General features: G+C 31.7%; 38 protein-coding genes and 2 pseudogenes. All 40 read left to right on the top strand.

Annotated features, from left to right (window positions below; genetic code table 11):
• The first annotated feature begins 11 nt into the window (after positions 1-11).
• The 40 genes and pseudogenes from Q1B07_RS02620 (at position 12) to Q1B07_RS02815 (ending at position 26512) form a co-directional block, all read left to right on the top strand.
• Complete coding sequence (locus Q1B07_RS02620; RefSeq protein WP_299831565.1) at positions 12-740, top strand: site-specific DNA-methyltransferase; 729 nt, start codon at positions 12-14, stop codon at positions 738-740.
• 80 nt (positions 741-820) lie between these two features.
• Positions 821-961 carry a hypothetical protein gene (locus Q1B07_RS02625; protein ID WP_299831568.1) on the top strand — a complete coding sequence of 47 codons (141 nt, stop codon included), beginning with the start codon at positions 821-823 and terminating at the stop codon, positions 959-961.
• Positions 962-979: 18 nt separating this feature from the next.
• Entirely contained in the window at positions 980-1552 is a 573-nt protein-coding gene (locus Q1B07_RS02630; protein WP_299831571.1) for a metallophosphoesterase, read from the top strand.
• A gap of 23 nt (positions 1553-1575) precedes the next feature.
• On the top strand, positions 1576-1977 hold the full coding sequence (locus Q1B07_RS02635; RefSeq protein ID WP_299831574.1) for a hypothetical protein: 402 nt from the start codon (positions 1576-1578) through the stop codon (positions 1975-1977).
• Between the two features lies 1 nt (position 1978).
• The gene (locus tag Q1B07_RS02640) at positions 1979-2128 is read left to right on the top strand and encodes a hypothetical protein (protein WP_299831577.1); all 150 of its coding nucleotides are present in this window, start codon (positions 1979-1981) and stop codon (positions 2126-2128) included.
• Complete coding sequence (locus Q1B07_RS02645; RefSeq protein WP_299831580.1) at positions 2129-2341, top strand: hypothetical protein; 213 nt, start codon at positions 2129-2131, stop codon at positions 2339-2341.
• A gap of 24 nt (positions 2342-2365) precedes the next feature.
• Entirely contained in the window at positions 2366-2572 is a 207-nt protein-coding gene (locus tag Q1B07_RS02650; protein WP_299831583.1) for a hypothetical protein, read from the top strand.
• 229 nt (positions 2573-2801) lie between these two features.
• Entirely contained in the window at positions 2802-3128 is a 327-nt protein-coding gene (locus Q1B07_RS02655; protein WP_299831586.1) for a hypothetical protein, read from the top strand.
• Positions 3129-3216: 88 nt separating this feature from the next.
• Positions 3217-3582 (top strand): hypothetical protein, encoded by a 366-nt coding sequence (locus tag Q1B07_RS02660; RefSeq protein ID WP_299831588.1) that lies wholly within the window; start codon positions 3217-3219, stop codon positions 3580-3582.
• A 75-nt stretch (positions 3583-3657) separates the two neighbouring features.
• The gene (locus Q1B07_RS02665; RefSeq protein WP_299831590.1) at positions 3658-4320 is read left to right on the top strand and encodes a hypothetical protein; all 663 of its coding nucleotides are present in this window, start codon (positions 3658-3660) and stop codon (positions 4318-4320) included.
• Positions 4321-4379: 59 nt separating this feature from the next.
• Positions 4380-4757: a hypothetical protein gene (locus tag Q1B07_RS02670; protein WP_299831593.1), complete on the top strand. Its 378-nt coding sequence runs from the start codon at positions 4380-4382 to the stop codon at positions 4755-4757.
• 32 nt (positions 4758-4789) lie between these two features.
• On the top strand, positions 4790-4960 hold the full coding sequence (locus Q1B07_RS02675; protein ID WP_299831596.1) for a hypothetical protein: 171 nt from the start codon (positions 4790-4792) through the stop codon (positions 4958-4960).
• 33 nt (positions 4961-4993) lie between these two features.
• Positions 4994-5137 (top strand): hypothetical protein, encoded by a 144-nt coding sequence (locus Q1B07_RS02680; RefSeq protein ID WP_299831599.1) that lies wholly within the window; start codon positions 4994-4996, stop codon positions 5135-5137.
• Between the two features lie 34 nt (positions 5138-5171).
• On the top strand, positions 5172-5318 hold the full coding sequence (locus Q1B07_RS02685) for a hypothetical protein (protein ID WP_299831602.1): 147 nt from the start codon (positions 5172-5174) through the stop codon (positions 5316-5318).
• Between the two features lie 45 nt (positions 5319-5363).
• A complete protein-coding gene (locus Q1B07_RS02690) occupies positions 5364-6449 on the top strand; it encodes a hypothetical protein (RefSeq protein WP_299831604.1) in 1086 nt (361 codons plus the stop codon).
• 17 nt (positions 6450-6466) lie between these two features.
• Positions 6467-6853 (top strand): hypothetical protein, encoded by a 387-nt coding sequence (locus tag Q1B07_RS02695; RefSeq protein WP_299831607.1) that lies wholly within the window; start codon positions 6467-6469, stop codon positions 6851-6853.
• Between the two features lie 44 nt (positions 6854-6897).
• On the top strand, positions 6898-7479 hold the full coding sequence (locus tag Q1B07_RS02700; protein WP_299831610.1) for a hypothetical protein: 582 nt from the start codon (positions 6898-6900) through the stop codon (positions 7477-7479).
• A gap of 31 nt (positions 7480-7510) precedes the next feature.
• Positions 7511-7975: a hypothetical protein gene (locus Q1B07_RS02705; protein ID WP_299831613.1), complete on the top strand. Its 465-nt coding sequence runs from the start codon at positions 7511-7513 to the stop codon at positions 7973-7975.
• Positions 7976-8043: 68 nt separating this feature from the next.
• On the top strand, positions 8044-8235 hold the full coding sequence (locus tag Q1B07_RS02710) for a hypothetical protein (RefSeq protein ID WP_299831616.1): 192 nt from the start codon (positions 8044-8046) through the stop codon (positions 8233-8235).
• 222 nt (positions 8236-8457) lie between these two features.
• Positions 8458-8628, top strand: coding sequence for a hypothetical protein (locus tag Q1B07_RS02715; RefSeq protein WP_299831619.1), 171 nt, complete (start codon positions 8458-8460; stop codon positions 8626-8628).
• A 28-nt stretch (positions 8629-8656) separates the two neighbouring features.
• Positions 8657-9046 carry a hypothetical protein gene (locus tag Q1B07_RS02720; protein ID WP_299831622.1) on the top strand — a complete coding sequence of 130 codons (390 nt, stop codon included), beginning with the start codon at positions 8657-8659 and terminating at the stop codon, positions 9044-9046.
• A gap of 108 nt (positions 9047-9154) precedes the next feature.
• On the top strand, positions 9155-9532 hold the full coding sequence (locus Q1B07_RS02725; protein ID WP_299831625.1) for a hypothetical protein: 378 nt from the start codon (positions 9155-9157) through the stop codon (positions 9530-9532).
• Between the two features lie 127 nt (positions 9533-9659).
• Complete coding sequence (locus Q1B07_RS02730; protein WP_299831627.1) at positions 9660-10595, top strand: hypothetical protein; 936 nt, start codon at positions 9660-9662, stop codon at positions 10593-10595.
• Positions 10596-10683: 88 nt separating this feature from the next.
• Complete coding sequence (locus Q1B07_RS02735; protein WP_299831629.1) at positions 10684-11667, top strand: ATP-binding protein; 984 nt, start codon at positions 10684-10686, stop codon at positions 11665-11667.
• 53 nt (positions 11668-11720) lie between these two features.
• Positions 11721-12194: a hypothetical protein gene (locus Q1B07_RS02740; protein WP_299831632.1), complete on the top strand. Its 474-nt coding sequence runs from the start codon at positions 11721-11723 to the stop codon at positions 12192-12194.
• Positions 12195-12211: 17 nt separating this feature from the next.
• Positions 12212-13753: a DnaB-like helicase C-terminal domain-containing protein gene (locus tag Q1B07_RS02745; protein WP_299831635.1), complete on the top strand. Its 1542-nt coding sequence runs from the start codon at positions 12212-12214 to the stop codon at positions 13751-13753.
• Positions 13754-13766: 13 nt separating this feature from the next.
• On the top strand, positions 13767-14876 hold the full coding sequence (locus Q1B07_RS02750; RefSeq protein ID WP_299831638.1) for a hypothetical protein: 1110 nt from the start codon (positions 13767-13769) through the stop codon (positions 14874-14876).
• Entirely contained in the window at positions 14873-16582 is a 1710-nt protein-coding gene (locus tag Q1B07_RS02755) for a DHH family phosphoesterase (RefSeq protein ID WP_299831680.1), read from the top strand. Before Q1B07_RS02750 ends, Q1B07_RS02755 begins: the two co-directional genes overlap by 4 nt.
• Before the next feature lie 13 nt (positions 16583-16595).
• Entirely contained in the window at positions 16596-17216 is a 621-nt protein-coding gene (locus Q1B07_RS02760) for a hypothetical protein (RefSeq protein WP_299831683.1), read from the top strand.
• Between the two features lie 47 nt (positions 17217-17263).
• A pseudogene (locus Q1B07_RS02765) lies at positions 17264-18658 on the top strand (PHP domain-containing protein); the annotation flags it as partial.
• 55 nt (positions 18659-18713) lie between these two features.
• On the top strand, positions 18714-19649 hold the full coding sequence (locus tag Q1B07_RS02770; protein WP_299831686.1) for a hypothetical protein: 936 nt from the start codon (positions 18714-18716) through the stop codon (positions 19647-19649).
• Positions 19650-19968: 319 nt separating this feature from the next.
• Positions 19969-21063: pseudogene (locus Q1B07_RS02775) on the top strand (DNA polymerase III subunit alpha); the annotation flags it as partial.
• 64 nt (positions 21064-21127) lie between these two features.
• Complete coding sequence (locus Q1B07_RS02780) at positions 21128-21946, top strand: hypothetical protein (protein ID WP_299831689.1); 819 nt, start codon at positions 21128-21130, stop codon at positions 21944-21946.
• A 315-nt stretch (positions 21947-22261) separates the two neighbouring features.
• Positions 22262-23647, top strand: a complete 1386-nt coding sequence (locus Q1B07_RS02785; RefSeq protein ID WP_299831692.1) for a hypothetical protein — start codon at positions 22262-22264, stop codon at positions 23645-23647.
• Between the two features lie 13 nt (positions 23648-23660).
• Positions 23661-24842 carry a hypothetical protein gene (locus Q1B07_RS02790; protein WP_299831694.1) on the top strand — a complete coding sequence of 394 codons (1182 nt, stop codon included), beginning with the start codon at positions 23661-23663 and terminating at the stop codon, positions 24840-24842.
• 96 nt (positions 24843-24938) lie between these two features.
• Positions 24939-25271 carry a hypothetical protein gene (locus Q1B07_RS02795; RefSeq protein WP_299831697.1) on the top strand — a complete coding sequence of 111 codons (333 nt, stop codon included), beginning with the start codon at positions 24939-24941 and terminating at the stop codon, positions 25269-25271.
• Positions 25272-25317: 46 nt separating this feature from the next.
• The gene (locus tag Q1B07_RS02800) at positions 25318-25623 is read left to right on the top strand and encodes a 3D domain-containing protein (RefSeq protein ID WP_299831700.1); all 306 of its coding nucleotides are present in this window, start codon (positions 25318-25320) and stop codon (positions 25621-25623) included.
• Positions 25624-25830 (top strand): YorP family protein, encoded by a 207-nt coding sequence (locus tag Q1B07_RS02805; RefSeq protein ID WP_299831703.1) that lies wholly within the window; start codon positions 25624-25626, stop codon positions 25828-25830.
• Between the two features lie 5 nt (positions 25831-25835).
• Positions 25836-25991 carry a hypothetical protein gene (locus Q1B07_RS02810; protein WP_299831706.1) on the top strand — a complete coding sequence of 52 codons (156 nt, stop codon included), beginning with the start codon at positions 25836-25838 and terminating at the stop codon, positions 25989-25991.
• Positions 25988-26512 (top strand): adenylate kinase, encoded by a 525-nt coding sequence (locus Q1B07_RS02815; protein WP_299831709.1) that lies wholly within the window; start codon positions 25988-25990, stop codon positions 26510-26512. The genes Q1B07_RS02810 and Q1B07_RS02815 overlap by 4 nt, the downstream gene beginning before the upstream one ends.
• Position 26513: the final 1 nt, after the last annotated feature.

A 26513-nucleotide genomic window follows, 5' to 3' on the forward strand; every position in this document is an offset into this window, starting at 1 on the left:
GAGATGTTTATTTGATAGAATTAAATAAAATACATAAAGAAGACTGTCTAGAAGGCATGAAAAAGATTGAGGACAATAGTATTAATTTAGTCATCACCGACCCTCCTTTTAAAATAGTGCAAGGTGGAGCTAAAACAAAAGGTAAAAATGCAATGGGTGGAACATTGGCACAGGGTAAAAGTGAAGTAAGCAGTGGGACATTGTTCAAACATAATGATATTAAGTTAAGTGATTGGATTCCAGAAGTTTATCGAGTATTAGAAGATGGCGGATTCTTCTATTGTTTCATTAATAGTTTAAACCTGAATGAGCTGTTAACTGTAGCTAAACAATCAAAATTTAAATTAAATAATGTATTGGTTATGATCAAGGATAACTGTGTTGTTAATCAATGGTATATGAAGAATGTTGAATATGTAGCATTCTTTAGAAAAGGAAAGGCTAAACCGTTAAATAACAGAGGAATTAAAACCGCAACTAATGCTACTATGCCAAGTAAATCTGAAAAGATTCATCCTACACAGAAACCATTAGATTACGTGCAAATGCTTATTGAAAACTCATCACAGGAAAATGAGATTGTATTTGATCCTTTTATGGGAAGTGCTACTACTGCTATTGCTGCGATCAATGCGAACAGGCAATATTTAGGATTTGAATTAGACGATGAGTATTACATATTGGGCAATGAAAGAATTAATAATACATATAAAAATAAATTAATATCACACAATATATAGTATTATAATTAAATAATACATACTAAATATAGATATAATTTACTATAAAATAATTCTTGTATCGAAAGGATGGACTACAAATGAAGCATCAAGTTTATGATAGTAGAACAAATGAAGTGTTATTTGAAGATGACGAACAAATTAAATGCGTAAACTATATTTTGGACAACGTGGATGAAGATTCAGATGATTTTGATCATATTTGGATAAAAACTGTATAAATATATTGAGGTGACAATTTGAAAACATATTTTACAAGTGACACTCACTATTGGCATAAAAATATATTAAACTTTGAAAATAGACCATATGAATCTGTTGAAGAAATGACGTTTGATATGATTCAGAAATGGAATGAGCAAGTAAATAATGAAGATACTGTTTATCACTTAGGTGATTTATGTTTAGGGAATTTAGAACAAACAGTAGATGTTTTGCAACAACTAAAAGGAAAGATCATTTTAATCAAAGGGAATCACGATTTCTCAAAACATTACAAGAAAATTAATCAAATGGGATTGTTGCATGGGTATCATGAAATTGGAATTACACTTAATTATCAAAAGCAGCAAATGTGGCTAACTCATTATCCTTTTGAAATTGGATTAAGGCCTAGAAAGTGGTCAATACATGGTCACATACATGGAAATGAATCATCTTATGATAATCAAATTAATGTTGGAGTAGATAGTCCACATTTTAAACATAAGCCTTTTGGTGAATTAATTACAATTGATGAATTATATGAGGAAATGATGAAACGATTACCTGGAATTGAAGAGAGATATCTTAAACAGAAGATGAATAGATAATATAGATTGTGAGGTGAAAACAAATGGGATTTAAAATACCAGAAGATAAATTAAAACCTAAACTAGAGCCTTTTGCTTCATTTAATGGTGAGCAAGTTAATCTAGACGAGTTAGAAAATCAATCATTAACTTTAGACTTCTACACAAATACAGACATCAGAGCAAACACTCCAGGACAAAATGAACTCATCAAGAAATACACCAATGAAGTTTTGGTCTATAAGTTAAATAAACATATCCTTCCTAACTGTTCAAGTAGAGATGATATCACATATGACGGGGCTTTGCAGCTTAGATACGTACCAGAACTAATTAAAAGAATTCAAGAGTTAGAGAATGAACTATCTAAAGTGAGAGTTACATCTAGAGACAATGAACGTCAAGTAAACTACTGGCAGAATCAATATTTCAATAAGGAGTATTAAAATGAAAACTGTTGAAGAAACTATGACATCATGTAAACAATCACTTAAGGATCATATTGAAAAACTCCAGGAGCAAAATTTTCGTGCTGCTAATATAGAGATTGAACTTCTACATTATATAAAGAAATTAATCTATGAGGAGAGACATTAAATGGATTATAAAATAACTGATGACATCACTAAAGCAAGTCACTGGTTAGCAAAAGTGGATGAAAATAATCATCTGTCAGATGTTAGAGTAGGAGTGTTCTATCCTCTAGAATATGATCAAATTGAAGATGAATATTTCATTGTAGATGATAAAGGAGTTGCTTCTTTGATCTTTTTAGGGCATGAGGGCGATTATGTATATTTTGAAGGATAAAGATTCTATTTTATGAGTGGCAAAATGGGTGAATTAGAAATTGCAATTGAACAATTAAAATCAGAAGGTTTTAAATCAGAGGATATTAAAAAGGCACTTAACCTAATAACCAAAGAAACAATAATGCAAAAGGCAACCACTAAGAGTCTAGATGAACTTCTCGATGGATTAACCGAAGATAATCATCATGAAGAGCAAATATCAGATGTTCAAGGTGAAGAATTAATTTAAATAAAATTCCCATTTTACCTTAATTATAAGCTAGAAAAACAGAGAATGAGTGAGTAAATGGAAGGAAAACGGAGGTTGAAAATGTTTAAATACATAAAGTATGTTTACGACACTGTTGGTTTTAACATATATTATAAGCAGTGGCCAGGATCAGATATTAGTATTTGGGATAACTGTAGTTGGGCTGCTTATAAGAGGAATATAAATAAATTTAATAAGGAGTGATAATGTGTATTTATCAAAACATCCTGTAATTAGTAAAGAAGGAAATGAATACAGAGTTGATGTTGCAGAAATTGAATTTGGCTACATAGGTGTTGCAATTTATAAATATGTCGGATTATCTAAGTTTAGGAAAAGAGAAAAGTTTAAAGTTCTTTATGGCGGAAGTATATGGGATAGACATTACGATCCAAGTAAATATAATTATGATTATGTGAAAATGGCTAAAACACAAGTAGAACATTATGAAGGCTTATTAAAGACAGAAGAGAAGAATACGAGGGCTCATAGCGATGGAATTGAAAAATTTAATTCCTGGAACGGCAAGTGTTAATTTCAATAAAATAAAGATTTTATTCTAAATATAAGAATGGAAAATGGAGCATTTGCGAGAAAAACGGAGAATGAGAGAGGTGTGAATATTGACCAAAGAAGAAAGTTTGATTACATGGGGAAAGATAAAGGATGAATATGGTGTAGGTAGAACTGAAGAGATATTTGGTATAAATGATCCTGTAGAATACCAATGTGATTTTATAACTAAAATCAAAGATAGAGTAGGCAGCATAGAAGTAGAAGCTGATGTAAAAAGACGAGATGAGGATGATTTAGAGGTATTAAGTGATAAGTTACATTCAATTAGATATGAAGTTTACGGTCTTGAAGATGATATTGAAAAGATCAGAGGTGCAATTGAAGATGTTAGAGAATGGGGTACTCAATGGAAAGAGTTATGTAAAAAGATAATACTGGATCATAAAATAGATATTAATGAAATTGAATTATAAGTTTTATAAATAAATTTAATTATTATATTGATTAATAAGGATAAATTTAATATAATGAAATCAAGGAGGTAGAAAATGAACAAGGATAAATACTCATTAAACGAACCAACTTCAAATTACACCAAGTTGAGACAGTTGGATAATTACATGACAGGTCACAAAGGATATATTGCCGGTGGAGTTTTCAAGAATATCTTCAACAATGAGAACTTTAAAGATGTAGATATTTTCTTTGAGAGTGAAAGAGATTATCTTGAAGCTGTTGAACTATTTAAGAAAGATGACAAGTACAAATCAAGTTATAAAAATAATAAGGTAACAGCATATAGAAATATTGAAACCGGAGTTACAGTTGAGCTAATTAAACATAAATTTAAATCACCTTTAGATATGATTGATGAATTTGATTTTACTATTACACAGTTTGTTTGCTATAAGGTTGATGTACATGGTGAAAAGAATGAGTTTTTCGGAGTAGATGAAGTTGGATATGTTGAATGGAAAGTAGCATATCATAAGAAATTCTTTGAACATTTACATATGAAACGGTTAGTTATTGATCAAGAAATGCAAAATATTATTCTACCAGTTAACACGTTTAATAGGATGTTCCGTTATGCGAGATACGGATATTTCCCTTGTAGAGAAACGAAAGCTAAGATTATTGAAGCATTGAGAAATGTTCCAAGTTTTTCGGATGAAATGTTAGCTATGGAACTGTATAACGGATTGGATTAATTCTGTATCAAAACGATATTTTAAACAAATAAATTTAATATAAAAATGGAGGAATACATATGGAGTACGGTGATTTAAAGGATTTAAACAAGCATTTACTTTACAAACGCATTGTAGAATGGAATAAAGATAAACTCATATTAGATGATGGAACAGTTATTACTCTTGAAATGAGTGAGAGCGATTGTTGTGCTTACGCAGGAGGGAATTTTAGCAATGTTGAATTAGATGCGGTAATTACAAACGTAGAAGTCGGAGAACAAGTTAATATTCCTGACTTTGATACAACTGTAAACGAAGTTAAAGTAACATTGTTTCATAACCAAAATCCAATTGCTTTAGCTGAAATGACAGCAGATGCAGGTAACGGAGGGTATTATTATTCTGTAGGATCATTTGTTGTAAACGGAATACACTTCCCAATTGTAGATGCTTAAATTGTTTAAAAGTAATTTTTTAAGGAGTGTTAATGATGGACTTAACTTTAGGAATGATGCTCGGTATTGGAATATTTGGATTAGGTATAGCAATTGGATGGCACATGAGAAAAGGTGTTATTGAAGAATTGGATTATAAACTAAGGGGAATTCATGAAAATCTAGATATTACAAAGGAATGGGTAAGAAAATCAACTAAATAAAAGCAATCTTTCATGGAGAAATGAGGTGATTATGTGGAATTAAATGAAATAATTGAACAGCACATATCTAATGGCGGAATTGTTGAGAGAAACATTGAACATACATATTATTATAAGCTGATTGATGGCGAAGTCGAAAAGATTTATGGAGATTATGAGGTTATCAGGTTTAAATAAAAGGAACATTTTAATGAGAAAGGTGATAAAAATTATGAAAATTGAACTAAATAAAAATGAATATAAACTCATCAGAAAAGCCCTTGAATCAAGGTATTATTTAGCCAAAGATGAGGGTGATTATGAAGAAATGGATTTAATCACTAAATTAGAAGAAAAATTGATAAAAAATTCTAAATAAAAGACAAGTTTTAATGTAAATAAATTTAATGTGAAAGGAGTAATTATGAATAAACTTACATACTATGCTGACCCAAAAGACACAAGTATTACAGTGAACGATGGAAAGAAAGACCTTCTTGACAAAGTGTTTGGTCTACTTGAGTCTAGAGGATTTAAAATTCAAACAGATCAAAGAATTCTTAAAGAAGCGCCTATTTTGGCAGACAGTTATTGGGAAGGTATCAAAGGAGATTTACAGTTTAAGTCTCATATCTATCCGGCAGGATTTGATATAAAGTTTTTTCAAGAAATAGTAACTGAAAATAGACATGGTGGATATTATGACTTTGATAAATTAGAAAAGATGCCTTACCTGGTTAAATGTGAATTCAAGATTGTGCGAAAACTGATCTGCGAATTAATAGAATCAGAGGGGTTTTCTAATCGAGCAGAACCAGAGTTTAAAGGTTCCTATGACAAAGTAATGTACAAAATTAAAAGTTGTTGGCACTACGAAGAAGGTAAGGAGCTTCCTAGTTTTGAATTTCCCTCCTACAATGCTAAAGATAGAGATGATAAGCAATTATATAACGGTCAAATGAAGTATTTTCGTGATCGAAAAGGACGTTTGAAGCGAGGGATTATTTATCACAACATCAATAATATGTGGTGGGTTATTCTAAATAAGAAAGATTACACAAATATTGGTGCATTTCAGTTATTTGATTTAACGACTGAAGAGGATCGAATTCCTAAAATTTATAGTCGAGTAATACCACATAGAGTCAGAGCAGAAAAGGCTAGAACTCGTTTTAACGAAGAGTTTAGCTATTCAATGATAAATGAAGTACATATGAATCATCTGAGATTACTTGTTTCTAATGAATTAGTAAACCATGATAAGGAAATAAATTTGTCTATAAGAGCGCCTCGAAAGAAAGATACTGACATCCTGAAAAGAAAAGGGTTAAGGTATACAGCGATTACAGTAAAAGGATCATATTTTGATAGAAGAGAAGGTATTACGTTTAATCAAGATGGCTTCATAGGATTTGCTGGTTGGGCATCTGGATACAATTTAAAACCTTTTGTAGATGCTTTTGAAAAGTGGATGGATTGGCTAAATGAAGTTGTTGAACGAGCAGCTTAATAAGGAGGAATAGATAGTTGGAAACAGGTAAATGGTCTTTTAATGAACTCAATAGTGAAATTTGGTGGCACGATCAATACGAAACTATGGAAGAAGCAATTGCAGCAGGAAGAGAATATTTTAAACATGAATATCAAGAATATGATAAAGATAAATTTAACGTTGGCCAATCTGACGAAGTTCCTGTTGGGGTAAATGTAGACAGAATTCTAGAGGATATAGGTGAAAATGTTTATGATGAAGTTGGTGATGTTGCAGAAGACTATCTGCGAGATGTAACAATTTCTCAAGCTAGAGAATTAGAAAAGGAATTAGATGAGGTTTTACATAAGTGGATGGACAAACACAAACATAAACCTAACTTTTGGCGAGTTATTAATATTAAAGAAGTGTCTGTACTATAACTAATTTTAGATACAATCAAGTTTTTATAGAGAGGGGAAATGCTATGACATGTATTGTCGGATTAGTTTATGATGGAATTACATACATAGGTGGAGATTCATTAGGATCAAATGGACATTCAAAAGTCATTAGAAGAGATAAGAAAGTATTTAAACTTAAAGACACTCCTAACGCAATTTTAGGATATACAAGTTCATTTAGGATGGGTCAGTTACTAATGTATGCAACAGGATTAATTGACAACAGAGATGAGCCGAATATTGATCATGAATATTTAGTAACTAGATTTATTCCAAATGTAACAAGTTTATTTGAACGTGGTGGATATTCAAGGAACAATAGCGGTGAAAAAATAGGAGGAGAATTCTTACTTGGATATACGGATAAATTATACAAAATTTCATCAGACTTCCAAGTAGGTGAATCTTTTGATAATTATAGTGCTTGTGGATGTGGTGAAGACTTTGCATTGGGATCATTACATTCGACAGAAGGAACAAACTTAACTCCAGAAGAAAGAATACTTAAAGCATTACAGGCAGCGAGCCAATTTAGCACAGGAGTGGCACCACCTTATTACATACTCAATACGAATAATGATAAAGTTGTAGAGTTTAAGAATTAATTACTATTTTAAAAGGAGAGGAAAATAAACCATGAAAAAGAATAGTGTGAAAAAGAATAAGATTTGGAAAACCTTGAAGACTGGTTTTAAAATCCTGTTTATTCTGATTCTGCTGTTCTTGTTAATATCTCTCATAAACGATCTAATGAATACAAACGCAGCCTTAATTGAAAAAGTGACTCAACAAGGAAAACATATCGATATGCTACAAGGACAGCTTTCAGAATTAACTCAAGTGAATGCAGATTATCAGATTCAATTAAACTTAGCTGAAACAAAAATCGAAACGTTAAAAGAACAAATAAAAATATCAATCAATAACCAACCTATTAATCAACCTGTTGAAACAGTGGAGTCAGTTGAACCAAGAGTGGTAACAGAAGAGGATTTAAAGGCTGAAATTGAACCTCAGTTGAAGTTACCCAATGTTCCAGTACTTCCTGTAGTATTAGTTGGAGTGTTATCGCTTTTTAAAACTTTAATACCTGCTTATTAATAAAGATTGATTACATACATATATAAATTAAATATATACATAAAATCATCTGAGAAGGAGGAACAACAATGAACTACAGGGAAGAATCCAAAATGGTTTATGAACAATCACTTAGAGCTTACGGTTACTCAGATAAAATAATTAATCTCTTATTGATTGGATTTGATACTGGTTATTCTACAGGTCTACTGAATGGATCTGACAGGAATGAACAGGTTGAAATGCTTAAGAAGTTGTTGAATGAAGAGGTTGTTAATTAAAGTAAATTTAATATGAGGTGATTTGATATGTATTACGTATTATGGGTTATGCTGATTTTATCTATATTTGCATTGTTTGTTGTAGATAGCTCTATATATCCAGTTGGAGCACTCGGTAATTTAGGTATCTTTGCAGTATGTTCAATATGCCTAACTTGGCTGAAAGTTTCGGAAAAAGAATAAATTGATGATTTTAATTAGACTTAATAAGGAGGTAAGTAAATGATTGTTTCAGCATGGATATTATTAATTCCGTTTGGCTTGTTATCGGTTTTAACTTGGTTAAGTATATTTTTGCAACCTAAAATGAATAATGTCACAACAAGGGCATGGGTAATTGTATTTGTTTCAACACTAATTACTGCAATTTCAGCAGGAATTATATTTAGATAAAAACAAACTTTTATTGAAAGGAGTTAATATGGATTCATATAATGAAGCAAAGAAGCGCATGCCTACTCAACGAGAACAAATATTAAATAAACTAAGGGATGCCGGAGATAAAGGAGTAACTAACACAGAATTATTGGAGATTGCTATTCGTTATACTGCTCGTCTTCATGAGTTATATCAACAGGGGTATATTATTGAAACAGTATCAATTAATGATGGAGTTTATAATTACATACTTAAAGGTGAGCCAGAGGGAGAAACAAGTGTATCTGCTGCCGTAGATATATTGGCCGAAAGATTAAATCATGAATACAGTCTTGGTTTAGATCCAGGACAATTAAAGGAACTATTAGTAGATAGTGGGTTAAGAGTGTGTAGAAAATCCGGATCATATAAGAGAAGTAAGAGTGCAGTTTAACGAAAAAAGAAAATATAAATAAATTAAATTTATTTATAAAAAACTATTTACAAAGATAAATTAATCATATATACTAAAAGTACCCCATAAGGAAAGGAGATGAAAAAAATGAAGATTCTAAAGCTCAGTAAGAAGGCCTATAAACAGTATACCACTTCAGTTAAGGGAAATGAAACAACAGATATGGATCAGGCATCAAGGAAGCTTACAAGAAATATCCAGATTGTCAAAGAGAAGGTTGAGCGACATAAATGGATGAAAGAAAAACTGATTCATGAATCAATGTTTGGTACTACATACTTTTACGGTAACTTACATATTAAAGTCTGGAATGGAAAAGTTATAGGAGTGAAAAACTTTCAAGGTGAACAAGAATTTGAATTCTTTGTTCCAAGAAGAAGATATGAGCAGCTTAGTAAGCAACTTAGAATAGAAGGTTACGAGAAGAAGTTTGGTAGAAAAAAGAATAATAGAAAATTTGCTTAAAAGGTGGTGAGGGTTATAGAATATAACAGAGGTTCACCATAGGTTAGAATAAATTAAACCTTTTATTTAAAATAATATTTATAGGTAAATTAATTATATATTAAAACAATATTGGAGGAATATACATATGTCAGAAAATCAAACAGTTTTACGTGAAGCAGAAAACAAGGTTATTATCGAAGGAACTCTTTTAGAAAAGAGATTGGAAGAAAAAGAGTTTAATGGCCAAAATGGAAAACGAAATGCAATTACTGGAGAACTTGACATTGAAACAGCAGAAAATGAAGTACATACAGTAAGAGTATTCTCATTCGAAAAGAAAGTAGATGGGTCAGATAACGGTATCTTCAAAGGATTAAAAACAGTAGACAATGAATATAAATCAGTTGCAGAAAACGGACGAGAAGAGGCTGATAAAGTTCGAATTACACAAGGTCAAATTGGACTAAATGAATACTATGGTCAAGATGGAATGTTACGTTCATTCCCTCAGATTTCAGCTAACTTTATTAATCGAGTCCAAGCAGGAGAAGAGTTCGAACCAAAAGCAGAGTTTGAAATTGAAGCATTTATTAAGTCTGTTAGCCCTGAAGTTAAAAACGAAGAAGAAACTGGTCGAGTTAAAGTTGAGGCTATCATTCCAGCGTATGGCGGTAAAGTGTTACCATTCAGTTTAATGGCTCCTGTTGAAGCTGCTGAATATATTGAAGATAACTACGAGCCAGGTAGCACAGTTAAAATTTACGGTGATATCATTAACTTCAAAGAAAAGAAAGTTGTCCTTGAAGATGTTGCATTCGGTAAACCAAAAGAGAAAGTTACATACAATACAGTACGTGAATACTTAATCACAGGTGGATCTGAACCATATGAAGAAGAAAATAACAAAGCATACGATGTAGAGCTAATTAAGAAAGCATTAACTGAACGTGAAATTTACTTAGCTGAATTAAAAGCTAAAAAAGATCAACCAAAACAAGAAGAGAAAAAAGCTGGATTTAACACCAAATCTAATAAAACAACTGAGAAAAAAGAGAAAAAGAAAATTGATTTACCATTCTAACATATAAATAAAATAAATGTACAAAACAAAATAAAAAACGAGTGGGTGAAACTCCCACTCAATACATAACAATGGAGGAAATTATTATATGTCATTAGATATTTTTAACCCACAGATTTCAGTTGTAGCAAAAGGATTAGAAGGTAAAGTTATTACAATCGTAGGTGGAAACAACTTAGGTAAAACAAAACAGGCAACTAGAATGAAAAAACCACTTTATCTTGCATTTGAAAAAGGTTTAAATGCCATTGCTGGAGTACCTTTTATGGCCATTAATAAATGGTCTGACTTTAAAAAAGTAGTAAGACAATTAGAAAAAAACACAGAAAAAGCAAAAGAGATGTATCAAACTATTATCTTTGACCAAGTAGGAGACTCTGCAAAGTTTTGTTCAAGACATATTTGTAATGTTTACGGAGTTGATCGTATTAAAGATGGCAATGATGGTTTCGGTCTTTGGAACGAGTATGAAACAGAATACTGGGAACAAATCAGTAAATTGTTAGGCCCTGGATTCACAGTGGTATTCATTGCCCATGCTGAAGCCGATAAGACCGGTAAATTCTACCCTAAAGGCGACAAACGCTCATTGGCTCCTGTTATTAACAATAGTGATATTGTTGCATTCTTAAAGCCGAATGGAGTAGACGAGGACGGAAACGTAATTAAATCAAGTGCTTACCTAGCTGAAACAGATGAGTTTTTTGCACGATCAAGATTTGACTACATTGATACTTATATTGAAGAATACACAGCAGAGAGTTTGGAAGCAGCAATTGTTGAAGCAATTGAGCGCCAAGAAGAAGAAGAGGGCATTCAGGCAGTTACATTTACAGAGCAAAAATCAACTCAGGAAAGTGAAGAATACGACTTCAATGAAGTTATGGAAAAAGCAACCAGTATCATTAATGAAATCATGGAAAAAGACGAGGATAATGCTAAGAAGATTACAAAAATTATTGAGAAAAATCTTGGTAAAAACAGCAAGTTAAGTGAAGCTGAAGAAGAACAAGCAGATATTATTAGTTTAATTGTTGATGAACTTCAAGATTTCCTTGAAGAATTAGAATAACAATGCATAGGGATAGTATTCTTGCTATCCCTTTTATTTTAAAGAGGTGTGATATGGGGAGACAAGTAAAATGTCCATATTGTGAATTGAAACTTGATAAAGATGATTCAGTTGAATATAAAAAGCGCTATTATCACGAAGAGTGCTTTGAAACATGGAGAATGGAAGCAGAACACAGAAAAGAATTAATTGAATACATATGCAGTCTTTATAAATTAGATGCTCCAACTGGCATGATGTTAAAACAAATTAAAGAATTTCAAGAAGATTATAAATACAAATTAAAAGGCATTGAACTGGCATTGAGATACTTCCATGAAACACTCGAAAAACCTGTTCAAAGTGGTACTGGGATAGGCATTGTTCCATTTGTATATGAGGATGCTAAGAAGCACTTCATGATGAAATTAAAAGTTGAAGAAAGTGTCGAGGATTTAAAAACTGTAGAAAGTAAATCTGTCACTGTTCAATCTCCTCAATTTAATTATGAAAGAAAGTTACAGCAAATTGATATTGGTTCGTTATAGTCATGTGAGGTGAACTTATGAGTTTAATAGATAAAAGAAGCGTATTCCAAATACTAGGCAACTTAATGAAAAAACCATCTTTACTAGATGAAGAGAAATATAAATTCACTACAGAGGATTTCCATTCAGATGGTGAGTCATCATTCTACACAATTATCTATGCAGCAATTAACAATCTTTATAAACAAGGTATTGAAGAATTAGACCTAATGATGATTGACTCTTTTTTAAGCAGCTATGATGTGCAATATAAGATATTTAATGATAACGATGGATTAGAGTATTTACAAAATGCAATAGATCAATCACACTTTAGAAATTTTGACTATAGTTATAATCGCTTAAAGAAATTTAGTTTGCTTAGAATGTATAAAAATAATGGCTTCGACATTTCAGAGTTGTACGATGAAAATATTATTGTCCCAAGAGAATCGGAAAAGATGATGGCTGAATTTGATGAGTTGACGATTGATAAAATGATTGAACACTATGATAAGAAACTTGTTGAAATAGCCAATCAGTTTTCAAGTAACCAGGAAACTAAAACTATACATGCATCAGATAAAGCAAAAGAGTTATTAGCAAAGTTTAAAAAAGCGCCTGATTATGGTATATCAATGATTGGAAAAATACAAAATACAATTTTCAGAGGTGCTAAATTAAAGTCGTTAGGCTTAAGATCGGCTCCATCCAACTTAGGTAAAACACGTATTGCACTAGGCGAAGCCACAGATATGGCGATTGATGAAATTTACGATCTAAAAAAGGAAGAATGGGTTTCAAATAATAATGGTGAAAATGTTTTGTTTATTAGTACAGAGATTGAAGGAGATGCACTCCAAAGTACTATATTGGCCTACATATCTGGTGTACCTGAGAAAAAAATTAAAGATGGTGCTACTAATGAGGATGAAGATGAGAGATTAGCCAAAGCCATCGAAATACTGGAAAGAAGTAATTACTGGATAGAGTACATACCTGATTTCGATACACAATTAATTGAAAATAAAATCAAGCAGCACATTATTGAAAATCAAGCACAGTACATTTATTTTGACTATCTACATATTAGCATGAGTATTCTAGAGGAGATTGCTAACTCATCAAAAGGCATGAAACTCAGAGAAGATATGGTCTTATTCATGTTTATGAATAGATTAGATCAAATGAGAAAACGTTACAATGTATACATACAAACAGCAACACAGGTAAATGGTGACTGGAAACACACAGAAAATGCAGACAGTACAGTTTTGAGGGGATCAAAGGCCATTGCAGATAAAGCCACAAAGGGGATTATCGCTTTAACTCCTACAGCAAAGGATTTAGAGTCCATTGAGCCAATTTTAAGAAATGGTTTTTATCCAGAGCCAAACGTTGTTTACCATATTTATAAAAATCGTGAAACAGAATATAAAGATTGTAAACTATGGCTTTATATTGACTATGACACTATGAGACAACAAGAGCTATTTTTAACAAAAAATAATTATGAGTTAATTAATATTGAGCCAACTGAAATTAAAACCGAACCAAAGCAAACGAAATATAGTTTCTAGGGAGTGAACCCTAGTGAGATACGACAAGGATAAACTTAAAGAATCGCTAACAATAGAAGAAATAAAATTAATTTTATATAACCTAGGAAGCAAAGAACCAAGAGAAGACAATCAAGGAAATCCCATGTTTCAAACTGTCTGTCATCATGGAGATAGCCATAAGCTTTACTATTATCATGATACGAAGTTGTTTCATTGCTACACACATTGCTCAGAGTCATTTAATATATTCGATTTAGTAATGAGAAATAAGAAAGTATCATTTCCTCAAGCAGTACGGTATGTTGCAGAAACAACCAATAAAACCTTTGGTTTTGGATCTGTTGTTAAGAATAATCAAGAGGAAATAATAACTGACTGGGATTGGATTTCTAGACTGAAGAAAAAGGAAAAGAAAGTCATTGAATTGCCTGAGTACAGTGAAAAGGTTTTAGATGTATTAATAAAACTTCCACATGAAGATTGGCTATCAGAAGGAATATCTTATGAGACTCAGGAAAAATATGAGGTGGGGTATTATTTTCGAGACGAAAGAATATCAATAGTTCACCGAGACATTAACAATAGATTTATAGGTTTACGTGGAAGAGCAATGAAACAAGAGGATATTGACGCTGGTAAGAAGTATATGCCATTAACCATTGGAAATAAATTATACAATCACCAGACAATGTTTAACCTATTTGGACTTAATCACACTCAACATGCAGTAAAAAGACTAAAAAAAATAATGATACTTGAAGGTGAAAAATCTATTCTTAAAAGTGAAGACATATATGGAGAAAATAATTTCACTTGTGCAGCTTGTTCAAGTCAGATTACAAATTTCCATAGGGATATAATTTTATCGCTTGGAGTTGAAGAAGTTTTTATAGGATTTGATAAGTTTAGAGCAAGAAAAGAAAATGAGTCAGAAGAAAAATATGAAGAGATGATCAAAGAATACCAGGAAAACTTGTTGAAGTTTGCAAAGAAATTCACTCCATATGTAAGAACTTATATACTGTGGGATGACTTTGACTTACTCGAACCCAAAGATTCACCTATTGATAAAGGTAAAGAAATTTTAGAGCAGCTAATGAAAACTAAGTATGAGATTAATACTAGTGGGGTGGAAGAATGAAGTATGAGCTAATTGGAAAGAATGATTATTTCTTAAATCCAATTGAGACAATTTTGAAAAATCGAGGGATTGAAGATATTCAATCCTTTTTAAATATTAGTGAGAAGGATGTTATTCATTGGAGTTTATTACGAAATATCGTTCGAGCTGCTGAGTGTTTATTAGAACATGTTAAAAAGGGTAGTTACATATTTGTACAGTATGATAGCGATATTGATGGCATATGTTCAAGTACGATGATAATCAAGTATCTTAAGAAAGTCTTTCCTGATATTAAACTGCAATGGAGAATACATAACGGTAAAGAGCATGGTGTTATTGTAAATGAAGTACCAGATGATGTTGATTTGGTTATTATACCGGATGCAGGGAGTAACCAATACAGAGAGCATAAGCAACTAAAGGATAAAGGTATTGACGTCATTGTACTAGATCACCATGACTGTGAAAAGGAATCAGATTATGCAATTGTAGTTAATAATCAATTATCTCCTGATTATTTAAATAAGAATTTCTCAGGGGCTGGAATTGTGTTTAAATTCCTACAGGCTTTAGATGATAAACTACAAATTAATCATGCTAACCATTATCTTGATTTAGTTGCAGTTGGAAATATTGGAGACATGATGGATAGTAGAGAATTAGAAACTCGTTATTACATGTCTGAAGGATTAAAGAAAATCAACAATAAGTTTTTACAAGCATTGTTTGATAAACAAGAATTCTCAACTAAAGGGGTAGTCAATTTAATTAATACTGCATTTTATATCGCTCCATTGTGTAATGCTGCTATACGAGTTGGTTCACATGAAGAGAAGATGCAAATGATTAATGCTTTTTTAGAATCAGACGAAAAAATTTATTACAAGCGAAAAGATATTTATGAGGATATTCAAACTAATACAGCTAGATTGCTTGCGAATATTCGTGCAAGACAAAATAGATTAAGAGATAAAGGAGTTGAAGCTATTAACGAACGTATTGAAGAAAAGAATCTGCTTCAAAATAAGATTTTAATTATCAACGTTACTGATTTATTAGATAAAAATCTTACTGGATTAGTAGCGAATCAGCTTTCAAGGCTATATAAAAGACCTGTTTTACTAATACGTCAAAAGGATGATTCAACAGTATTTGGTGGCTCAGCAAGGGGGTATGAGAAAGGATTTATCAAGGATTTAAAAGGGTTTTTATTGGATACAGATAAATTTATCTTTTGTGAAGGGCATAAATCAGCCTTTGGGATCGAGATAGAAGGTGAAAATTTAATTAATGTTAATGAAATAGTTAACGAAAAGCTAAGTGAAATTGATATTAATATGGACATACATGAAGTAGATTTTATAATTCCTGGAAAACAACTAGCAGATTCCATTATTAAAGACATACATGACTTGAGAGATTACTGGGGTCAGAGAGTCGAAGAACCTCTTTTAGCTTTCAGTGGCATTGAAGTCAATAAAGAAGATTTAATGCTTTTAGGATCTAATAGAGCAACTTTAAAGTTTACATTTAGAGGAATTGAATTTATCAAATTTAAATTTAACGAAAATGAATTTAATGATTTATTTAGCAACAATGGAACTTTTGTCATTGATTTAGTTGGAAGGTGTGGATTGAACATCTGGGAAGGAAAAGAGAAAGCTCAAGTTATAATTGAGGATTTTGAAGTTATAAAAGTTAAAAAGAAACAATGGGTATTTTAGAGGAGGTAATTGAGTGGGTGTACCAAAGCATAGAATGACTGGAACAAGACTTTATAAAATATGGGATGGAATGAAATATAGGTGCTACAAAGAAGATTCTACTCATTATCATAATTATGGTGGGAGGGGAATCAGTGTATGCGATGAATGGCGTGAAGACTTTATGAATTTCTACAATTGGGCGATGGAAAACGGCTATGAAGAAGAACTTCAGATTGATCGGATAGATAATGATGGAAATTACGAACCCTCAAACTGTCGTTGGGCTACAAGAAAAGAGCAAGGCAACAATAGAAGAACATGTGTTTACATAACCATAGACAAAGAGACTAAGACAGCAATTCAATGGGCGGAAGAAAATGATATTCATGTTTCAACATTGCTAAATAGATATCATAATGGCATAGAAGGTTTAGCGTTACTTGAAAAACCAAAAGATAAAAATCCAGCAGAAAAACAAGTGCACATTGAGGGACTTACTTGGAGCAAAGATAAGAAGAAATGGAGATTGAGACTAAGATTGGAAAAGAATAAGTTGAAACACTTTGGTTACTTTGACAACTTAGAAGATGCTATTGAAGAAAGAGATAAAATAATTAATAAATTTAATTTAAAAATGTATTTACATAAGTAAATTAATTATATATAATGAAAATAACAAATAAACAGAGGGGTGATAAATTGATAGGTTGTCACTGTCATACAGATAAAAGTAACATAAGGCTACTGGATTCAACTAATCGAGTAGCAGACTTACTAAAAACAGCAGTTGAAATGAACTATGCAGGATTAGCAATAACTGATCACGAAGTTCTTTCAGCTCACGTTGAAGCAATTCAAACAGTCAGAAGCATGAAAAAAGAAGGTGAAATGCCTGAAGACTTCAAGCTTATTCTTGGAAATGAGGCATACTTAGTAAACTCCATTGAAGAGGTTAAAGATAATTATAAATCAGGAGTAACAAAGTTTCCTCACTTCTTAATGTTAGCGAAGGATGCAGAAGGACATGAGCAACTTAGAATCTTATCAAGTAAAGCATGGGAAAACTCATTCTACACTGGAACAATGGAACGTGTACCAACAATTAAATCAGATGTTGAAGAAGTTGTAAAAAGTAATCCAGGTCATTTAATTGCAACAACTGCTTGTTTAGGATCTGAAGTTAACATTAATTTATTGGCCATTAAGGAAGCTGAGTTAGTAAACAATGAAGATAAAATTATTGAACATAAACAAATTATACATGAATTTATAACTTGGTGCATTGATGTTTTTGGTCAAGAAAACTTCTTTATCGAGCTACAACCTGCTTTAAGCGATGAACAAATTTACTGCAATAAAAAACTAGTTGATATTGCAGATGCTTACGGTTTAAAGAGAATAGTATCAACTGATGCACACTTTTTAAGACCGGAAGACAGAGTTATTCATCAAGCGTTCCTAAATGCCAAAGATGGAGAGAGGGAAGTAGACCTCTTCTATGAAGCTTGTTTCGTTCAAAATATTGATGAGATAAGGGAAAGAATGGACTATCTAGAAAGAGAAATTGTAGATGAAGCAATAAAAAATACATTGCTAATTGGAGAAATGGTTGAAGAATATACAATTGAACATGACCCAATTATACCAAAGATGGAACTACCAGACTTTGAATTAAGACATATGTTTAAACCGGCATATGAGAAGTATGAATACATAAATAAAATGGCATATTCAGAAGATGAGCAAGACAAGTATTTACTAAAATTAATTGAAGATGGATTTGAAGAGAAGTTATTGAAACCTGAGCTAACACAAGATAGCTTTCATGAAATATTAGAAAGAATCGATGTTGAATTAGGTGAACTTTGGGAAATTAGTCAAAAGTTAAATCAATCAATGTCATCATATTACGTTACTGTACGTGAAATTATCAATATCATTTGGGGTGACGAATGTGGAGGGAACTCTTTAGTAGGGGTAGCAAGGGGTTCAGCAGCAGGTTATCTAGTTAACTATTTGATTGATATTACACAAATTAACCCTATGACTTACAACTTGCCTCACTGGAGACATATTCACAAATCTAGACCAGATTATTGTGCTTAATTACTTGTTTTTACTACATTAAAAGGAGAAGGAGGTGAAAACTTTGGCAGGAGCTAGAAAATACATTGTTAACGATAATTTTTTTGATGCTATAGATACTGAATCTAAAGCATATTGGTTAGGTTTTATTTACGCAGATGGATGTGTGACAACACATAAGAACTCTAATTCGAAAATTCTTGAAATAGGTTTACAACTGTCTGATAAAGATCATTTGGAGAAGTTTAAACAAGACATTGAAACAAGCTATAGGATTACAGAGAAGAAGAATAGCTGTAGGATATCAATAGTTAGTGAAAAAATATTCAATGATCTAAATAAATATGGAATAGTAGCAAGAAAATCTAATTCAATTAAGCCACCAAGAAAAGATATGATTCCAGAACACTTAGAACATCACTTTATAAGAGGGATATTTGACGGAGATGGAGGATTTACACTTGGTGATAAGTACTTAACTTTTGCTATAAATTTTTGTGGAACTAAAGAAACATGTGAATATATATTGGATTATTTTAATCTTAATGTAGCTATCAATGGAAAGAAAGGAACTAATGAAAACTTTAGACAACTTCGCATTAAGGGGAATGTACAAAGCTTACAAATTGCAAATAAGCTATACGAAGATGCCACTGTTTATCTAGATAGAAAATATGACCAATATACACAACTTCAACAGTTAAATGACGTTCAAAATTTAATAGATGAAATTTCAAAGTTAGAGTTTGATATTAAAAAACTTGAAATGACAAGACTGTTAAAAAGTGGGCTAACTGGAAAGGAAATAGCATCTATCTATGAATGTGGAGAAACAAATTTAACAAGGTATACAAAAGAATATCGCAATAAAGAAAGATTAGAAAAGGAAAAGATCGTGCTTGATTTATTTAATAATGGAATTACAAACAAATCAGAGATTCATAGACAAACTGGGTTTTCTAGGGACTATATTCGTAAGGTATTAAAACAAGTAAACTAAGCATTTTTACAATAGTCGTGCATAGTGGAGACATTGTGCTTAAAGAGCCTCGAATTGCTGGAAACCCCTTATAGTTACACTGACCACAACGTAATTGGAAACGGTAAGCGTGACGGTTTGAAAACAGTGTAAATTGGGCAATCAGCAGCCAAGCTCCTGTGAGGAAACTCTGGAGAAGGTTCAACGACCAGTCCAAAGGGACGTAGCTTAATTGCGAAGTGGGGCAGCCCTAACGTAAAGTCGAGGGTGAAGATATGGTCTACTCCCGATTGACAGTAATGTCATGAGAAATATTCCGAAAGGAAGGGTATTAAGGTATCCTGATATAGATATTGACACTGAAGGAGCAAAAAGACAACAGATTCTTAAAGCATTAAGAAATAAATTTGGAACACATAGAGTATTACAAATAGCTACATTTGGGACAGAAGGTTCAAAATCTGCATTGCAAACTGCCTGTAGAGGTTTGGGTATAGACAATGATATTTCACAATATTTAAGTGGAATGATTCCGTTTGAAAGAGGATCTAACTGGTCTTTATCGGATTGCTTCTTTGGTAACGAAGAGAAGGAGCGTAAGCCAATTAAAGAATTTATCAGGGAAGTTGAACAGTATCCAAATTTAAAGGAAACTGCTTTGAAAATTGAAGGACTTGTAAATAAACGCTCTAGTCATGCTGCTGGAATAATTATATTCAACGATCATTACACTAAATCTAACGCAATGATGAAAACACCTAAAGGGGCTTACATTACACAATTTAACATGGGAGATTCTGAGTCATTAGGGAATGTGAAGTATGATTTACTAACAATTGAAGCCCTTGATAAAATTCGTGTTACTTTAGATTATCTTATTGAACAAGGAGAAATTGAATGGCAAGGAAATTTAAAGGAAACTTACAACAAATATTTACACCCAGATGTAATTGACTATGATAAACCCGAACTTTGGGAAATGGTTGGTAAAGGTGAAATTATGGATCTATTCCAGTTTTCAACTGAAGTAGGTTTTCAGTCTGCATTAAAGGTTAAACCTAACAATCTACTTGAAGCAGCAGTTATTAACTCTTTAATGAGGTTAATGTCCGATGGTGAAGAACAGCCGGTAGATACATATATTAAGTTTAAAAATGATATCGGCCTATGGTATCAAGAAATGCAAGACTATGGATTAACTGATGAAGAAATAATGATTATGGAGAATTATCTTAAAGATATATATGGAGTTGCTGATACTCAAGAAGTGGTAATGATGATGGTTATGGATGAGAAGATTGCTAACTTTAGCATTGCAGAATCAAATAAATTACGTAAGGCCATCGCTAAAAAGAAGGAAAAAGTGTTAAAGGAAGCACAGGATTTATTCTTTGCAAAAGGTCGAGAAATTGGAACTTCCGACAACTTGTTGGATTAAAAAATTGTTGTTTTAAATAATAATTAAATTAATTAACTATATAGCAGAGGAGGTGTAGACAATGAGATTTAAAGCAACAGAAGAAATAGAGAAGTTTATTCTGGAACAATATGTAGTACATCGCAAATCAATGAGAGAAATACAGAGATTGGTAGGAGCAAATAGTCCGAATACAATTAAGAATATTTTAAATAAACATCAAGTTGAAGGAAGGTCTCTTTCAGAATCACGTAAAAAATATAGTTGTAGTTTAGACTTTTTTAAGGAGATTGATTCAGAGGATAAAGCATATTGGCTGGGTTTTATAATGGCAGACGGATGTGTAACTAAAAAAACCTATAAAAACTCTAGCATGTTGAAAATAACGCTAAAAGTAAATGACATTAAACATTTAGAAAAATTTAAAAATGCAATAAATGGAACATATCCTATAAGGAAATATGAGCAACAAACGAATTATGGTTTGGGTAAGTATTGTGAAATAAAAATACAGGATGATATATTTTGCAGCCATTTGAATCATAAAGGAGTTGTTCCCAATAAAAGCTTGATTCTTAAATATCCGAACATCTCAAATGAGTACAGTAAAGATTTTATTAGAGGATATTTTGATGGTGATGGGTCAATCACACTTACAACAACCAAAGATAGAAATAGTTTTGGATTAAATATTATCGGCACAAAAGACATTTTATTAGGAATTATAAAAAATCTTAACTTATCAGATAAACATATTTATGAAATAAATAGTTACTACTTAATAAGCATTGGTGGCAATAAACAAGTCTACACTATTCTTAATTATTTGTACGAAGATGCAAATATTTTCTTAGATAGGAAATACAATAGATATTTATTATTAAAACAACAACAATTATAGTCCCTTATGTTAGTGATAACATAAGCAAACCTAGAATATGCTGGAAACCCCTTAGAGCCTTTTGTAGAAATTGATATTAGAAATAATAGCAATACCTAAAAATCAAAAGGATTGGGCAATCAGCAGGGATAGACCTAAGTTGAATTTCAATATGGTAAGCCCCCAACGACTACCAATAGGCAGCTCATTGAGTTGATGGTATAGTCTACTCCGACTTTATAGTGTTAAAGTATCCTGAAAAGGACGGTACAAAGGTACGTGTGGAATGTCCAGTTTAAACGACAATTTGGATACAGTTTCAGCTTACTTCATACATTGGCATACTCAGTTATTGCTCTCCAAGAGTTAAATCTTAATTATCACTACAATCCTTTATACTGGAACACTGCCTGTTTAACCGTTAACAGTGGAGGAATTGAAGATGAGGAAGATTTAGATAATGAAGATGAAGAAGAAGACGACAAGAAAAAAACTCGTGCAACCAACTATGGTAAAGTTGCTTCGGCAATAGGAACTATTCGTCAACGTGGAGTTAAAGTAAATTTACCGGACATCAATAAGGCACAATTTGGATTCACTCCTGATATTCAAAATGATTCAATTGTCTTTGGTTTAAAAGGCCTAAATGGTATTGGGGATGAAGTTGTACATTTAATCATGCAACATAGACCATATAATTCATTTGGTGATTTTTTAGATAGAATGTTTGAAACTGGGTTAGTTAAAAAAGGACAGATCATACAGTTAATTAAAGCCGGATGCTTTGACTCATTCGAGGATAGAATTGAGATAATGAAGAAGTTCATTAAAATTGTAAGTGAACCTAAAGAAAAACTTACAATGCAAAACTTTAACATGTTAATGGTTAATGATTTGATACCTGATAAATTTAATCTTGAAATAAGATTTTTCAAGTATAAAAACTACATATCTAAAAATGTTCTGAAGACTATTTCTAAGCCAAAAGATAAACTGCTTATTATTGATGACATTGCATCAAATTTTTATAGTGAGCATTTCAGTGATGATGCAGTTGTTGATACACATGAAGGTCAACTTGTTGTTTCTGAGAATAAATTTAAAAAACTGTATGATAAAAAAATGGAAGAAATTAAAGAGTGGATTTCATCAGAAGAAGCGTTAAATAGCCTAAATCAAAAGTTGTTAGAAAATGAATGGGATAAATACGCAAGTGGATCAATTAGTAAATGGGAAATGGATTCCTTAAGTTATTACTATAATGAGCATGAATTAGCACATGTAAATAAAGAAAAGTATGGTATAGCCAACTTTTTCGAATTACCTGAAGAACCAATTAAAGGTAAGCCGTATACCTGGAGAGGAAGGCAAATGTTTGAATATGAGCTTACCAGATTAGCAGGAACAGTATTAGATAGAAACAAAACTAAACATACAATTTCATTGCTAACTCCCGATGGTGTTGTAACAGTTAAGATGTATTCTAGTAAATTTTCTTATTATGCAAAACAAATCTCTGAAAAACAAGGGGATAAAAAGGTAGTAATTGAAAAAAGTTGGTTCACAAGAGGAAATTTATTGATGTTCACTGGATATCGCAGGGGTAACAACTTTGTTGTTAAGACTTACAAAAATTCAATTTATCAAAATAGCGTAAGCCTTATTAACAAGGTAGATGAAGAAGGAAACCTATATTTAACAACAGAAAGAGTTAATACTTAGGAGGTGATTAATATTGACCGATGCTTTCAAAAAGAACAGAAGACCTAGAGGATACTTTAACAATAAAGAAAATATAATTAAAGAAATAGCAAGAAGATATGAAAATGGTCTAAAGTTAAACAATAAAACAATGAGAAATGAAGATAGTGGACTAATGACTGCTGCAATAAAGCATTTCAACAGTTGGGAAAACGCTATTAGGATAGCTGAATGTGACTACAGTGAAATACAGGAATCTCAAAAATGGACAAAAGATATAGTAGCAGCATCCCTGATTGACAGGCAGTTAAAGGGATTGGCTTTAAACCCTTCTGTTTTAAAGAATAATGATCATTCTTTATACAAAGCTTGCTTGAATCATTTTGGAAGCATTAAATCTGCAATTGAGTTTTCTGGACTTAATTATGAAGACACTAAACAAAATCACTCTTGGAGTAAGGAAAAGGTGATAAATAATTTATTAAAACGTTATCAAAATGGGCTGTCAATGAGTGTTAAAAGCATTAGCTTAGAGAATCCGTCTCTCTACAGTGCCAGTAAAAGGTTTTTTAAATGCTACAAAAACGCATTGTTAAATTGTGGTTTAACTTATGATGATGTAGGAGAAAGGAAAGATTGGAATAAGGATAAAGTTATAATTGAATTGAAAAAGCGATTTAAAAGTGGAAAGCCAATGAGTGTTGATATTTTGTCTAGTGAAGATAGTTCATTATTAAATGCTTGCATTAGATACTTTAACACATATAAAGAAGCCATTGAAGCATGTGAACTAAACTATGAAGATATAAGAGAAGACACTGAGCTATCTAGAATATATGGTTTTAAATTTGAAGAATTGTTAAGATCTATTTTACAAGAGTTGAAACTTACTCACACTAAAGGATTTAATAAGGAAATAAGACCAGATATTGTTTTAAAAAATAATCAATGGATGGACGCAAAACTATCAGAGCATACAATATTCAACTGTAAGACAATCGAGAAATATGAACCCCACTGTTCTTTATTAACTATTGTATATCTTAGAGGTAATAAGAATAGAGTTCAAATGTTAACAAATAAAACAAAAATAATGAGTGTTTATAATTTAATTAAACAAATACCAAAAGGGGAAAGACAGTATTACACGCTACTGGCTGATAATTTGTGGAGTGAAGCAAATAAACACATAGAATTTAAACCCATTTTAAATTAGAAAGATTTCATTAGGCTGAAAATAAAGATAAACTAACGAATAAATTATACATACAAAGGCAGGTGATGAAGCCTCACTCGCAAAGAGGCTTACATTATGATTAAAAAACCATTAACAACTGGAATTATCGCTGCATTGTTGCTGTCAAATGGTGTAATTGCATGGGAATATAAAAATGATTACGATCAATTCAGTAAGAAGTTAAAAGTTAAAACTGAGCAGTATGAAGAATTAAAAGTAAATTATACGAATAAATTAGAATTGTTAGATGAAAAAGAAAGTGAGAATAAGAATCAAGCTGAAACAATTAATGGATTGAAAGATGAGAATAATAGTTTAAATGAAACTGTTACTAAGCAAAAAGAAGATATTGTTAAGCTAAAAGAACAGTTGAGTCAGGCTAGAGACAGGGAGGCAACTTCACCCTAGTCCTCAAGTGAGTAGAGATGATAGCACTGCTTATAAAACTTTAACAATGAATATATCAGCTTATACATCAAGTTGTAAAGGCTGTTCTGGTCAAACAGCGAGTGGTAAGTGGGTAACCGATACAATTTACCATAATGGATATCGCATTGTAGCAGCAGACACGTCAATACTTCCGATGTACTCATTGTTAGAAATTGAAGTAAACGGTCAGTCTTTTAAAGCTATTGTACTTGATAGAGGTGGGGCAATCAAAGGTTATAAGCTTGATCTATTAGTTGATACATACAATAACGCTATTCAATTCGGGAGACAGAGTGCAACAGTTAAAGTTTTAAGAAAGGGGAAAGGATAAATGCCTAAATATTATACATATGAAATTGGTGACAGAGTTATTGTAAACGACCATGCTAAATCAGGTATGAAATATGATGTAGGCAAAGAAGGGGTAATTCTAGATACATTAGAAGTCTCACAATATGATTACGAAGTGCTGCTTGATTCAGGATATTTAAGTCGATTCAAAGAAATTGAATTAAATAAACTTAATATACAGGAGTGATACACTTGTTTGAAGTAGGTGAACAAGTTCAGTTAGTACATACCAAAGAACCAGGAAAAGTATTAATGATTGATCATCAACATGAGCAAGCAGAATTAGAATTTCAAGACGGTAGTTACTTTGTATATAACTTTAAACAGATTGAGAAGGTGAATGGATGAAAATAGCTCTCATAGCAAAAATGAGAAGTGGTAAGGACACTGTGGCGGACTATCTTTGTGAACAATACGGATTTGATAAATATGCTTTTGGTGATGAACTAAAAAGATACTATCATGAATTGTTTGGTGAAACTGAAGCAAAGCCAAGAGAAGGTTATCAATGGTTTGGCCAGACGCTTAGACAACGTGATAGAGACATATGGGTAAGAAAGTGCTTTGAAAACATTGATAAATTTGATCCTATACATATTGTAGTAAGTGATTTAAGGCAACCAAACGAATATAAAAAGTGTAAAGCAGAAGGATATACAATAGTCAAAATTGAGTGTGATGATGAGCTTAGGGTAAAAAGAATTATGCAAAAGAATGATCAATTTAATATGAGTAACCTCAAACATGATACAGAAATGCACATAGATAAATTTAACTATGATTATATGATAAATAATAACGGTAGTTTGGAAGATTTATACAAACAAGTTGATAGTCTAATACAATATGTAGTTGAATATGAAAAATAAA

This window comes from uncultured Metabacillus sp. (genome assembly GCF_947503125.1).
Taxonomy (GTDB): Bacteria; Bacillota; Bacilli; order Bacillales; family Bacillaceae; genus Metabacillus.